At 62.1% G+C, this 13,643-nt stretch carries 11 protein-coding genes; 5 read left to right on the forward strand and 6 right to left on the reverse strand.

Going from position 1 to position 13,643, the window contains the following annotated elements; all coding sequences use genetic code 11:
* Position 1: 1 nt before the first annotated feature.
* The 5 genes from iolD to C8C89_RS20600 form a co-directional block, all read right to left on the reverse strand.
* Positions 2-1,831, reverse strand: coding sequence for a 3D-(3,5/4)-trihydroxycyclohexane-1,2-dione acylhydrolase (decyclizing) (gene iolD / locus C8C89_RS20580; protein WP_133992236.1), 1,830 nt, complete (start codon positions 1,829-1,831; stop codon positions 2-4).
* Positions 1,828-3,774: a 5-dehydro-2-deoxygluconokinase gene (iolC, locus tag C8C89_RS20585; protein ID WP_133992238.1), complete on the reverse strand. Its 1,947-nt coding sequence runs from the start codon at positions 3,772-3,774 to the stop codon at positions 1,828-1,830. The genes iolD and iolC overlap by 4 nt, the downstream gene beginning before the upstream one ends.
* An 8-nt stretch (positions 3,775-3,782) precedes the next feature.
* Positions 3,783-4,568, reverse strand: a complete 786-nt coding sequence (locus tag C8C89_RS20590) for an ATP-binding cassette domain-containing protein (protein ID WP_101480775.1) — start codon at positions 4,566-4,568, stop codon at positions 3,783-3,785.
* A gap of 3 nt (positions 4,569-4,571) precedes the next feature.
* The gene (locus C8C89_RS20595) at positions 4,572-5,693 is read right to left on the reverse strand and encodes an ABC transporter permease (RefSeq protein ID WP_101484474.1); all 1,122 of its coding nucleotides are present in this window, start codon (positions 5,691-5,693) and stop codon (positions 4,572-4,574) included.
* A gap of 171 nt (positions 5,694-5,864) precedes the next feature.
* Complete coding sequence (locus C8C89_RS20600) at positions 5,865-6,869, reverse strand: sugar ABC transporter substrate-binding protein (RefSeq protein WP_133993580.1); 1,005 nt, start codon at positions 6,867-6,869, stop codon at positions 5,865-5,867.
* 300 nt (positions 6,870-7,169) lie between these two features.
* Between C8C89_RS20600 and C8C89_RS20605 the strand changes: the two genes are divergently transcribed.
* The 5 genes from C8C89_RS20605 (at position 7,170) to C8C89_RS20625 (ending at position 12,459) form a co-directional block, all read left to right on the forward strand.
* Entirely contained in the window at positions 7,170-8,036 is an 867-nt protein-coding gene (locus C8C89_RS20605; RefSeq protein ID WP_071077880.1) for a MurR/RpiR family transcriptional regulator, read from the forward strand.
* Positions 8,029-9,015, forward strand: a complete 987-nt coding sequence (gene iolG, locus C8C89_RS20610; protein WP_133993582.1) for an inositol 2-dehydrogenase — start codon at positions 8,029-8,031, stop codon at positions 9,013-9,015. Before C8C89_RS20605 ends, iolG begins: the two co-directional genes overlap by 8 nt.
* Positions 9,016-9,043: 28 nt before the next feature.
* Positions 9,044-10,066, forward strand: coding sequence for a Gfo/Idh/MocA family oxidoreductase (locus tag C8C89_RS20615; RefSeq protein ID WP_133992240.1), 1,023 nt, complete (start codon positions 9,044-9,046; stop codon positions 10,064-10,066).
* 121 nt (positions 10,067-10,187) lie between these two features.
* Positions 10,188-11,405 (forward strand): hypothetical protein, encoded by a 1,218-nt coding sequence (locus tag C8C89_RS20620; protein ID WP_208327741.1) that lies wholly within the window; start codon positions 10,188-10,190, stop codon positions 11,403-11,405.
* A 25-nt stretch (positions 11,406-11,430) separates the two neighbouring features.
* Positions 11,431-12,459, forward strand: a complete 1,029-nt coding sequence (locus C8C89_RS20625) for a ParB/Srx family N-terminal domain-containing protein (protein ID WP_166674811.1) — start codon at positions 11,431-11,433, stop codon at positions 12,457-12,459.
* 70 nt (positions 12,460-12,529) lie between these two features.
* Here C8C89_RS20625 and ugpC read toward each other — a convergent pair whose 3' ends face one another.
* On the reverse strand, positions 12,530-13,639 hold the full coding sequence (gene ugpC, locus C8C89_RS20630; RefSeq protein ID WP_101480771.1) for a sn-glycerol-3-phosphate ABC transporter ATP-binding protein UgpC: 1,110 nt from the start codon (positions 13,637-13,639) through the stop codon (positions 12,530-12,532).
* Positions 13,640-13,643: the final 4 nt, after the last annotated feature.

Genomic DNA, 13,643 nt, shown 5'->3' on the forward strand with positions numbered 1-13,643 from the left:
CTCAATTCCTTTGTTTCAGGCGGTCAAGTTCATAACGGGCGCGCGCAGCTTGCACGCCTGGCTGGGTGGACACCTCGGGCACGGCCACTTCCCACCAGCAACCACCCTCTTCTGTCGTGCGCGTGTCGTCCGTCTTAATGCAAATCAGGTAGGTGCGCGAGGCGGCGCGGGCGCGCAGCATGGCTTGTTCCAGTTCAGCAATCGAGTCCACGTGTTCGCTCAAGGCGCCCAGCGATTGCGCATGCAGGGCGAAGTCGACCACGGGTGCGCTGTCGGGCAACATATTGTTGAACGAGGCATTGCCGCACGCCTGCTGCAGGCGGTTGATGCAGCCATAGCCGCGGTTGTCGAGCACGACAATAATCAGCTTTTTGTCCAGCATGACGGAAGTGGCGATTTCCGAATTCATCATCAGATAGCTGCCATCGCCCACCATGACGATCACCTCGGCATCCGGCTTGGCCATCTTGACACCGAGGCCGCCGGCGATTTCATAGCCCATGCACGAATAGCCGTATTCCATGTGGTAGCCGCCCGGTGTACTGGTGCGCCACAGCTTGTGCAGCTCGGCCGGCAAGGTGCCTGCCGCGCAGACGACGATGTCGCGGGTGGTGGAATCCCTGGATGAACGCTGCACGGCACCGATGACTTCACCGTCGTACGGCAAGCCCGCCACCTCGCGCTGGCCGGTGATGCCTGCAACTGTCGCGCGCCAGGCATTGCCCGCCTGCTGCGCACGGTCCAGCCAGTGGCCCGCACTGTTCCAGTTCCCCAGCAGCCGCGACAGTCCCTGCAAGCCCAGCGTCGCGTCCGCCTGCAAGCCCAGGCCACGGCGTTTCAGCGCGTCAAAACTGTTGACGTTCAGGCTGAGCAACTGCGCCTGCGCAAACAGGGAATGCGAGCCGGTCGTGAAATCCTGCAGGCGCGTGCCGATGGCCAGCACCACGTCCGCGTCCGCCGCCAGCGCGTTCGCGGCGGGCGAGCCCGTCACGCCGATGGCGCCCAGCTGCAAAGGGTGGTCCCACGGCAAGGAACTTTTACCCGCCTGGGTTTCCGCCACGGGAATGCCGTGGCGCTCGGCGAACGCCTGCAGGGCGGGGCTGGCCTTGCCGTACAGCACACCGCCACCGGCCACGATTAGCGGCTGTTTCGCATTTTTCAATAGCAGCGCCGCTTCTTCCAGTTCGGATTCCACCGGCGGCACGGCGCGGAAACGCACGACTCTCGGCTCGAAAAAGTCGGCCGGATAGTCATACGCCATCGTTTGCACGTCTTGCGGCAGAGACAAAGTCACGGGACCGCAGGCGGCCGGGTCCGTCAAGGCGGCAATGGCGCGTGGCAAGGCGGTGAGCAACTGTTCCGGATACACGATGCGGTCAAAATAGCGCGATAGCGGTTTGAAGGCATCGTTCACCGACACGCTGCCATCCGTGGCATCTTCCAGCTGCTGCAGCACCGGGTCCGGTGCGCGAGAGACGAACACGTCGCCTGGCAGCAAGAGCACGGGCAAGCGGTTCACATGCGCCAGGGCGGCGGCCGTCAACAGATTCGTGGCGCCCGGGCCGATGGAGCTGGTGACGGCCATCATGCGCCGGCGCATGTGGGCTTTCGCATACGCAATAGCCGAGTGCGCCATCGCCTGTTCGTTGTGGGCGCGGTAAGTGGGAAAGCTGTCGCGATACTGGTACAGCGCTTCGCCCAGGCCAGCGACATTGCCGTGGCCAAAGATGGCGAAGGCGCCGCCAAATAATGGTTCGCCCCCTTCCACCCGCAAGGCAGCCAGGTAGCGCACCAGCGCCTGCGCCATGGTCAATCTGATCGTGGCGCTCATGCTGCACGCTCCAGGTGCTTGCGCGTACGCTGCCACAGGCCAATAAGCTGTTCGAAGTTGGCGCGCACTGCGGCAATCAGGCCCGCATCGTCGAGTTCGCCTGCCAGCCAGCGGCGGCTCGGTTCCTGGAAGATGGTGCGTCCTACCATGAAGCCGCGGCAGGTCGTGCTGGCACTGGCTTGGTCAAAACTGGCGGCAAGTTTTTCGATCGGAGCATTCAAGCCCAGCAAGACGACGCCACGGCAATAGGGATCGCGCTCGTGCACCAGGGCATCGATGGCTTGCCATTGCCGGGCCGACATGCTTTCCAGCTTCCACCATTCGGGGTAAATGCCCAGGTTATACAGGCGCTTGACGGCGCGCAAGACGGTATCGTCACTCTGCGGCAAGGCGTCCGACGGTATCACTTCCAGCAACAGTTCGTGACCGCTCACTTGCGCCGCGTCATACAGGGCCTTGATCTGCGCTTCCTGTTCCAGCCGGTTTTCCACGGCATCATCGGGGTGCAGCTGCACCAGGCATTTGATCACGTGTTCCTTTGGCCAGCTGAGCAGGTGCGAACCGATGGAACGGCCCCAGTCAAATTGCAGCGGATTAGATCCCGGCAATTCCACGGGACGGCCTATCCACCAGCCCCGCCCCGTCGCATCGTTGAGCGCATCGACACCATAGCGGCCATCGATCAGTACGCCCGTCTTGCCAGCCAGCTGCAAGGCCGTTTCCGTCTGGGCCACGGCTTGCACCATCAATTGCTTCAAAGCCGAGATACGCGATTCGGCTGCGCCCGTTTGTTGTGCCAGCTCAAAGAACTGCGTGCGATGATCAAACGCAAACACGCACAACTCATCCCATTGCTTGCGCGCTACAGTCGTGCGGTGCAGGCGCGACAGGGTCGCATCCTGGTCCGGCTGCGTCAGTTTCGCCGCATTGGCCAGGAAATAGTCGAGCTCGACTGGCGACGGCATCGCCGGCGCGCAACCGTGGCGCGACACGACGAGGGCGCCGCAGCCATTCGCATAGCGGCAGCACGCCTCGTAATCCTCGCCGCGCAGCCAGCCTTTCAAGAAGCCGGAAAGAAAAGCGTCGCCGGCGCCCAGCACGTTCAGCACTTCCACGCGCACGCCACGGTAGTTGTACGCTTCGTCGAGACTGTGCGGAATGGTCGTGTCGATGACAGCGCTGCCCAGCGGGCCCCGCTTGACCACCAGTGTGGCGAGGGTGGCGGCCCGCACGGCGCGCAAGCTGGCCATGATATCGGCACCGCCGCCGGCGATCATGAATTCCTCTTCCGTGCCGACGATCAGGTCGAACTGCGGCAGGATCGCCTGCAGGTGGCGGGTCACGCCTTCGTTGGAAACGAAACGCGTTTCGCCGTCCGCCTTGCCCGACAAGCCCCACAGCACGGGCCGGTAATCGATGTCGAGCACGGTGCGCACGTTGTTGGCACGGGCCAATTTCAGGGCTTGCGTGCTGACAGCGTGCATGGCGCTCGTAGAGAAATGCGTGCCGGTGATCAGGAGCGCTTTGCTCGACGCAATGAAGGCCGCATCCACCGACGACGCGTCGATGGCCATGTCGGCGCAATTTTCCCTGTAGAAGATCAGGGGGAAGGTGTTTTTATCCTTGATGCCCAGCATGACGAGGGCCGTCAGGCGGTCGCGGTCGATGCCCACATGGCTGACGTCGCAGCCTTCCTTCGACAAGGTATCGGTAAGGAAACGCCCCATGTGGTCGTCGCCCACCTTCGACAGCATGGCGGACTGCAAGCCCAGCCTGGCCGTGCCGAAGGCGATATTCGCCGACGAGCCGCCCAGGTACTTGGCGAAACTCGTCACGTCTTCCAGGGTGCTGCCGATCTGCTGCGCATACAGGTCCACCGCCAGGCGGCCCAGGCAAATCACGTCCAGCGCGCGGCCCTGGGCAAATTGTGTCGGGTTATTCATGGTTATCCTTAAATCGTGACACCGTCGAGTTCAGCCATCAGCGTTTGCATTTCCGCACCGCCCGCCATCATGTCGAGTACTTCGTCCTTGGAAACGGTTTCCTTGGTGTAGGTACCCAGCGACCTGCCCCGGTTCAAGAGGGTGAACGAGTCGCCCACGGGATAGGCATGATGCACATTGTGGGTAATAAAGATCACGGACAAGCCCCGTTCGCGCGCCTTGTAGATCAGTTTCAGCACATTGAACGACTGCTTCACGCCCAGCGCGGCCGTCGGCTCGTCGAGGATCAGCACGCGCGCGCCGAAGTGAATGGCGCGGGCAATGGCCAGGCATTGCCGCTCGCCGCCCGACATGGTGCCCACGGCCTGGTGCGGGTCGCGCACCATGATGCCCATGTCGGCCAGCTTGTCGCGCGCCGTGGTGGCGGCGTACTCCATATCCATCACGGGCAGCACGCCGAACATTTTCCTGATCGGCTCGCGCCCCATGAAGAAATTGCGCGCCACGGACAGCAATGGCACCAGCGCCAGGTCCTGGTAGACGGTGGCCACACCCAGGTCCAGCGCCTCTTTCGGCGAATTGAAGCTGACGCTCTTGCCGTCGACCAGGTAGTCGCCGCTGGTGGGCCGGTGCACGCCGGCCAGGGTCTTGATCAGGGTCGACTTGCCGGCGCCGTTGTCGCCCAGCAGGCAATGCACCTCGCCCGGTTTCAAACGCAGGGTGACGTTTTGCAGGGCGATGACGGAGCCGAAACGTTTGCTGATATTTTCCAGCGCAAGGATGTATTCGCTCATGGTTTATCTCGCTTCCGTGACGCGGGCACGGACAAAGTTGTTGAACAGTACCGCGATCAGCAGCATGACGCCGAGGAAGACGCGGAACCAGTCCGAATTGATGTTGGTATAAGTAATGCCGATCTGCACCACGCCAAAGATCAGCGCGCCGAAGCAGGCGCCGACGACGGAACCGTAGCCGCCCGTCAGCAAGGCGCCGCCGATGACGGCTGCGATGATGGCTTCGAATTCCTTCTGCATGCCGCGGTCGGCGGCAGCCGATCCCACGTCAAATACTTGCAGCGTGGCAAACAAACAGGCGCAGAAAGCGGTGAAGACAAACAGCGATACCTTGATGGTTTTCACGGGCACGCCCACATTCTTGGCAGCGTTGGCGTCGCCGCCGACGGCGAAAATCCAGTTGCCGATGCGGGTGCGGGCCAGGACGAAGCCGGACACCAGCGCCAGGCCGGCCCACCAGACGATGACCTTGGGTATGCCCTTGACCAATGGCGCGCCATTGTCGAGCGCCGTGATCCAGCCCGCCTTGGCCATCCAGGCGAACAGCGAGGTGCCCACTTCGCCATGGAACAGCGTCAGGGCCAGCCAGTCGTCGGCGGCCAGCGCGCCGATGCCGCTGACGATGGTGCGGTTGGCAAACATGATGGACAGGGCCAGGGTCAGGCCGCGCAGGATGAACAAAAAGGCCAGGGTGACGATAAACGACGGCAAGCGCGTCTTGATGACCAGGTAGCCGTTGAGCCAGCCCAGCGCCATCGAACCGGCAAAGGCGAACAGGATGGCGGCCCACACGGGCCAGTGGAAGTAGACGGAAGGGATGGCGATCATCATGCCGGCAAAGCCGATCATGGAGCCGATCGACAGGTCGAATTCGCCGGCGATCATCAATACGCAGGCGCCGATGGCGATGATGCCCAGGTAGGCGGCCACTTGCGCCCAGTTGATCACGCCGTCGAGGTTGAACATGCCAGAGTCGCCGGCCGTCAGGATGAAGAAGGCGAACACCAGGATGGCGCCCGAGATCGAGGCGAATTCCGGGCGGCTGAACAGCCGCTTGAGCCAGCTGACCTGCCCCACGCGTTCATCGGCGCCCTGCTTTTGCGGCGGCGTGCCCGAGGCGGCCATGCCACCCTGCTTCACGCTTAATTTCACGGTACTCATGCTATGTCTCCCTTGTTTTATAGCAACCTGCCAGCCTAAACAACCATTCCAGGGCGGCAGGACCCGCGCGCCGGCAAGCATGGCCTGCGCGCGGGGACAACGACTAAGGTATTGGTGGAATTGAAAAGCGGGGGCTTAGCGGAACTGGCCGGCGTATTTCTCCACCTTGCCGATATTGTCCTTGGTGACATAACCAGGACCGGAACCGATATGGCGCGGGCCATACGACGGTGCCAGGCCATATTCGGCCAGGCGCGCCTTGAACTTGGCGTTATTGATCAGCTTTTCGCGTACCTTGGCCAGGTCCGTGGTCTTGTCCTGCTTCATGATGGCCAGCACGGCAACGGGGATATAGCCTTGCAGGTAGGGTTGCTGGTCGATGGCAAACTGGATGCTGCCATCCTTGATGCCTTTCGAGATTTCATCGGACAAGTCAAAGGTGGCGAACCACATCTTGCCCTTCAAGCCCATTTTTTCCAATGCTTTCAGCGAAGCGTGGGCCGAGGTGGGCCCCAGCGCCAGCACGGCCTGGGTTTTCGGGTTGTTGCGCAGATAGGCGCTCAACTTGCTTTCGATGGTGGTGGGATCTTCGCCCACATCCAGGGTGGCGGCCTTGAAATCGACGCCGATGGCCTCGGCAAATCCCCGGCAACGCTCGAACGACGATGGATTCGTCGCATAGTGATTAACACAGACGAAGGACTTGATGCCGGCCGCCTTGGCTTTTTCGCCGGCACCCTTGCCAGCCTCGTACTCAGGCTGGCCCACGTGCATCACGGCGCCCAGCTGCTCGCTTTGCGCCAGGGTGCCGGAATTAATCGTGACAAACGGAATCTTCTTCGCGGCGACAAGGCCCAGCGGTTTTTGCAGCACGCTGAAGTCGGCGATGCTGACGATCACGCCGTCGTAGTTGCGGGCTGCCGATTGCTCGACCAGGCGCGCCATGTCGGCCAGGTCGCCATTCGGCGGGTTGCGGTAGTCAACGGTGACATTGAAGTCTTCACCTGCTTGCTTGACGGAATTTTTAATCGTATTCCACCAGGAATCGGAATCAGGCGCATGGCTGATCAACACGAATTTCTCGCCCGCCGCGTGGCTGGCGCTCATGCCCAGACCCAGTCCCAGGCCGAGGCCCAGCATGGCCAGGCTCTTCAGAAATCCCTTACGCTTATTGCTTTGCATGAATGTCTCCTTGAAGGATTAATTTTTATAGTTGCCAGCTTTTGTCGCGTGTCAGCGGGGAACCGGAAAACCGGCAAGACCCGATGCACTGCGCACAGCTTAGGCCACAAAAAAGACAAATGCAATAAAATTTTCAAAATATATTTAAATAGAAAATCATTTCTATTTTCTGGATTCACTCCTATAATTCTCGCCAGAACCAGCCGCGTGCATCGACCATCGCGGCCCAGTCAGTACATAGAGCACAAAGGAAACAACATGGCAGCCACCGCCCCCATCGAACAGCTGATGCAGCACATTGCCGCCGAGTACGACAATCTGTCGCGCCAGTTGAAAGTCATCGCCCAATACATCGAAAAGCACCGCGCCAGCCTGATGCTTGAGCGCATCAGCGATATCGCCACCGCCTGCGACGTGCAGCCATCGGCCATCGTACGTTTCGCGCAGCGCTTCGGTTACACGGGTTTCAGTGAAATGCAAGATGTGTTCCGCCAGGCATACACAGACCAGGCCGGCGCCACGCCCGACTACCAGCAGCGCATCCGCAAGCTCATTTCCACGCGCGACGCCGCGCTCAGCGCAGGCGACCTGACGCGCGAATTCGTCGGCGCCAGCCGTGCCGGCCTCGACGACCTGGCCGCCGGCCTCGACGACGCGCAGCTGGAAGCGGCCGTCAACCTGCTGCTCAAGGCTGAAAATATTTATGTGATCGGCGTACGCCGGTCGTTTCCGATCGCCTCCTACATCGCCTACGCGCTGGAACACACGGACAAGCGCGTGCACCTGATTAGCGGACTGGGCGGCATGCACCGCGAGCAGATGCGCAGCGTGCGCGAACGCGATGTGGCGATCGCCATCAGTTTCTCGCCTTACGGCAAGGAAACCCAGCAGTGCATCAAGGCAGCGCAAGACAAGGGCGCCAAGGTACTGGTGATTACCGACAGCAAGCTGGCGCCGCTCGCGCGGGCCGCCGACGCGCTGTTGACCGTCACCGAGGGCAGCGCCTTCGCTTTCCGCTCGCTGACCAGCACCATCTGCCTGTGCCAGGCGCTATTCATCGCGCTGGCATACAAATTAGAGCTCGACATCGAAGAAATCCACACCCCAGGAGAACATGATGATTGAAGTAGCGTTGTTCGGCGCCGGACGCATCGGCAAAATCCACGCGGCCAATCTGGCCGCCCAACCCGGCGTACAGTTCAAGTACGTGGTTGACGTCAACCAGGAAGCGGCCGCCGCGCTGGCCGGCCTGCACGGCGGCAGCAGTGCCACCGTGGAAGCGGCACTGGCCGACCCGGCCGTCAAGGCCGTCGTCATCGCTTCCAGCACGGACACGCACGCGGACCTGATACTGCGCTCGGCCGCTGCTGGCAAGGCCATCTTTTGCGAAAAGCCCGTCGACCTGACGCTAGACCGGGCACGCGCCTGCGCCGCCGCCGTCAAGGAAGCCAAGGTCATGTGCATGCTGGGCTTTCAGCGCCGCTATGATCCCACCTTCAATGCCGTCAAGACACGTATCGAAGCGGGCGAAATCGGCACGCCGGAGCTGCTCATTGTTACCAGCCGCGATCCGGGCCCGCCCCCCGTGAGCTACATCAAGGTCTCGGGCGGCATCTTCAAGGATATGCTGATCCACGATTTCGACATCTTCCGCTGGATACTCGACGATGAAGCCGTCAGCGTGCACGCGACGGGCAGCTGCCTGGTCGACCCGGCCATAGGCGAGGCGGGCGACCTGGACACCGCCGTCGTCACCATCCGCACGGCGAAAGGACGCTTGTGCCAGATCAATGCCTCGCGCCGTGCCGCGTATGGCTACGACCAGCGCTTCGAAGTGCTGGGCAGTACCGGCATGCTGCAGGCGGGCAACCACAAGCCGACGGAAGTGACGGCGTATGGTGCTGTCCACGTCAGCGTGGACAAGCCGGAAGATTTTTTCCTGGAACGTTATCGCGTCGCATACGCGCAGGAAATGGCGCATTTCTTTGACGCCCTCAGCCACGGCACGCCGCTGCGCACCACCGTCCATGATGGCTTGAAGGCACTGGAACTGGCCGAGGCGGCCACGCTGTCGTGGCGCGAACAGCGCGTAGTCAACTTATAAACCAATAATAAAAATATCTGGAGACACCATGTCATCCCCAACATTAAAAGTCGGCATCGTCGGCCTGGGCCGACTGGGCCAGCGCCACGCCATCAACCTGGCGCAGCGCGTGCCCAACGCCGAGGTGGTGGCCGCCTGCAGCCCGGTGCCGGCCGAACTCGACTGGGCGGCCAGCCAGCTGGGCGTCACCACCGGCTATGCCGACTATGATGCCCTGCTGGCCCACCCCGGCCTGGACGCCGTGTTCCTCGTCACGCCCACCTCGCTGCATGCGGAGCAGATCATCGCCGCCCTGCGCGCAGGCAAGCACGTGTTTTGCGAAAAGCCGCTGTCGCTGGACCTGGCCGACTGCCTGAAAGTAGAGGCGGAAGCGGCGCGCCATCCGCAGCTGACCATCATGATCGGCTTCGTGCGCCGTTTCGACGCCAGCTACCATGACGCGCAGCAAAAGATCGCCCAGGGCCTGATCGGCAAGCCCTATCTAGTCCGTTCGCAAACCTGCGACCAGAACGACCCCAGCGGCGCCTTCATGCGCTTCGCCCCCACCAGCGGCGGCATCTTTCTCGATTGCAGCGTGCACGATATCGACCTGGCGCGCTGGCTGCTGGGCAACCCCGTGCCCAAACGCGTGTATGCGAGCGGCACCAACGCCATCCACACGGGCTTGCAGGCGTACGGCGACGTCGACAATGGCCTGGCAACGGTCGAGTTTGCCGATGGCAGCATGGCCAGCTTCATGGCGTCGCGCACCATGGCGCATGGCCATGAAACCCTGACGGAAGTGTTCGGCACGGGCGGCCGCCTGGCCGTAGGCAGCAATCCGCGCCTGAACCGCGTGGAAATCTCGGATGCGCATGGCGTACGCAATGAATGCACGCCAGACTTCTATGCCCGCTTCGCTGACGCTTTTCTGATCGAGGCGCAGGTGTTTACCGATGCGGCGCTGGGCCGGCGCATCCTGTCATTGACCTTGCACGACGCGACAGAAGCGACGCGCATCGGCCTGGCCATGACGCAAGCGATGCGCGCAGGACGCCCGGTCGAGTTCTAGGAGGCCGCCAGCGGACATGGTTGCACGGGCTGCACCGCCAGGCGCAGCCCATCAGTGAAACCGCCCCTGGCATTGCGCTATACAATAAGCGCCTGACCATTTCCGCCCTTGCCGCGCCGCCATGACGATCAACGACAGCCATTCCCCTATTCTTTCCCACGTGGCCGAACGCTACGTCAAGCTGGTCCTGGCCATGGGCCAGCACGATGCCTCGTATGTCGACGCCTATTACGGCCCGCCCGTTTGGCAGGCTGAAGCGGTCGAACAGCAACAGGGTTTGAGCGACATCAAGGCTGCTGCGCATGAAGCGCTGGCCCTGCTGGCTGACGGACACTGCCTGCGCGCCCTCAACCTGCGCAAGCAGTTGCAAGCCGTACTGGCCAAGGTGGACATGCTGCAAGGCGCACGCCTCGATTTCGATACGGAAAGCACGCGCCTGTACGACGCTGTCTCACCGCACCACGACCGTGCCTGGTACGAACGGCTGGTGGCGCAGATCGATGCCCTGCTGCCCGGCGACGGCACGGTGAGCGACAGGGTCAACGCCTTGCGCGCGCAACTCGTCATTCCCGCGGACAAGCTGTGCGCCGTCATGGATGCGGCCATCCGCGCGGGCCGCGAGCGCACCTTGCAGTACATCGCCCTGCCCGAAGGCGAAGATTTCGTGCTGGAATTTGTGACAGATAAACCCTGGAGCGGCTACAACTGGTACAAGGGCAATTACCAGAGCGTGATCCAGATCAATACGGACTTGCCCGTGTATATAGACCGTGCGGTCGACCTCGGTTGCCACGAGGCTTATCCGGGCCACCATGTCTACAATGTGCTGCTGGAGCGCGACCTGGTGCGCGGCAAGGGCTGGATGGAGTACTGCATTTATCCGCTGTATTCGCCGCAATCCTTGATCGCCGAAGGCACGGCCAATTACGGCATCGAACTGAGTTTTACGGATGCGGAACGACTGAATTTCGAGCAGCAGGTGCTGTACCCGCTGGCCGGCCTCGATCCCGCGCTGGCGCCCCGCTATGCGCAACTCAATGCGCTGCTGGCCAAACTCGGCTACGCCGACAACGACATCGCGCGCCAGTACCTCGAAGGTAGCATCACGCGCGAAGAAGCACTGGAATGGCTGGTCAATGTGCGCCTGTATCCGGCCGAAAAATCCGCGCAACGCCTGCAGTTCTACGATGCCATGGGTGCTTATGTCATCAATTACAACCTGGGCCAGGACATGGCGAAAGCCTATGTCGAACGCCAGGGCGCCACGCGTGCCGAGCACTGGGCTGCCTTTCGTGACCTGATGTCGTCGCCGCGCGTGCCCAGCGCGCTGCTGGAATGAGGCGCAAACGATAATGGAGAGTCGCATGCACACGACGCACACTGCCAGCGCCCTGCTGCTGGCCCTGTCCTTCAGCAATGTGGCGTGGGCCAGGGATGCGGCCGTCGCCACGGCAGCGGCGCTCGGCGCGCGCCAGCAAGCGCTGATGGCCACCGTGGTGGGCAGCGCAGCGCATCCGCGCATTCTGCAGGTGCGCCTCGATGAACTGCATCCCACCCAGCCGGCCATCGGCTACGACCAGGTGTATTACAAGCTGGGACGCTATGCCGCCGAAGAAAAGCACATCGCCGACATCGCCAAACCAAAGAAGTTCGCCGACCTGTGTGTAGCCAATGGCCAGGGCGACGTCTTGCCCAACACGGCCAATGTGGCCGGCGCCACCCTGGCCGCGCCACCGGCCGCCTACCGCTGCAAGGCGGCCGTGGGCAGCCGTCCGCATGACATGAAGACTGTCGTGATCGGCCCGCGCGGCACCCTGTACCTGACCGATGGCCACCATACGTTTTCCACTTTCTGGGATGCAGACGATGGCCAGAACCATACGCTGAAAGTGTGGGTCAAGGTGACGGACAATTTCAGCAAGCTCAATGAAGACGAGTTCTGGACGCAGATGAAGAAGGCAAACAAGGTCTGGCTGAAAGATGGCAGCAACAAGGCCATCAATACCAGCCAGCTGCCGGCCTCCATCGGCTTGAAAGCACTGGACAATGACCCATACCGCTCGCTCGTCTACTTCACGCGCGACGCCGGCTACGTGGTGCCATCGAAGGCCACGGAATTCCTCGAATTCTACTGGGCAGACTGGCTGCGCAAGCAGGCCGGCATTGACCTGGCAAAGACCGACATGCGCGATGCCAGCAGCTACATGGGCACCATCAGGAGCGCATCGATGGCGATGGCGGGCCTGAAGGCGGCCGATATCGTCAGCGGCGGCATGACGGCGCAAACGCTGGGCTGGACGGGTGTGTTCAAGCAGGGGGCGCTGGACGAGCTGGTCACGCCGACGGGCAAGCTGCGCTACGCCATCGCGTACAAGCAATCGCTGGCCAAATAGGCGCGCCGGCGTAAACAACAACGGCCCGCCTGTCAGCTGACAGGCGGACCGTTATCTATGCAGATACTGCTTACGCGATGCGTTCACCATTGGCCGGATCAAACATGGCCGCCTTCGACAGGTTGAACGACAGTTGCATGGTCTGCCCCGGCAGCACGGCTTCGCGCGGATGCGTGCGGCAAGTCACGGCAGCACCGTTCAGGCGCGTCGTCAGCAAGGTATCGGGGCCGGTTGGCTCGACCAGGTCGATCAGGCAGCCCAGTTCCTGGCCTACGTCGCCGTGCGCACTGCTCATGTCCGTGATTTGCTCCGGGCGCACGCCCAGGATCACGTCGCGGCCCGCATAGCTGCGCAGCTTGTCGGCGGCAAATGGCAGGGCCAGGCGCATGCTCTTGCCCGCATTCTCGATGGCGACAAACACCTCGTTGCCCTCGATGACAGGCTTGACGGTGATGAAGTTCATCGATGGCGAGCCGATGAAACCGGCCACGAACAGGTTGGCCGGATTGTCGTAGATCTCCTGCGGCGTGCCCAGTTGCTGCACCACCCCATCCTTCATGACGGCGATCAGGTCGCCCATGGTCATCGCCTCGATCTGGTCATGCGTGACGTAGACGATGGTGGCCTTCAGGCGCTGGTGCAGCAGCTTGATCTCGGCGCGCATTTCCACGCGCAGCTTGGCGTCCAGGTTCGACAGCGGTTCGTCGAACAGGAACAGCGAGGGCTTGCGCGAAATGGCGCGCCCCATGGCGACCCTCTGCCGCTGGCCGCCCGACAACTGCGCCGGACGGCGGTCGAGCAAGTGCGTGATCTGCAGGGTTTCGGCGACACGGGCGACGATTTCTTCCTGCTCGGCCTTCGGCACTTTTTTCACATTCAAACCAAACGCGATGTTTTCGCGCACCGTCATCGACGGATACAGTGCATAGGACTGGAACACCATGGCGATGTCGCGGTCCTTCGGCGGCAGGTCGTTGACGACCTTGCCGTCGATGAGGATTTCGCCCGAGGTGACGCTCTCCAGGCCGGCCACCATGTTGAGCAAGGTCGATTTGCCGGAGCCGGAGCCGCCGACGAGGATCAGGAACTGGCCATCCTTGATCTCGATGTCGATGCCCTTGAGGACTTCGACGCCATTCGTGTACACCTTGCGGATACCGCGTATCGATAAACTGGACATATTA

The sequence above is a fragment of the Janthinobacterium sp. 75 genome (genome assembly GCF_004365495.1).
Lineage (GTDB): Bacteria > Pseudomonadota > Gammaproteobacteria > Burkholderiales > Burkholderiaceae_D > Janthinobacterium.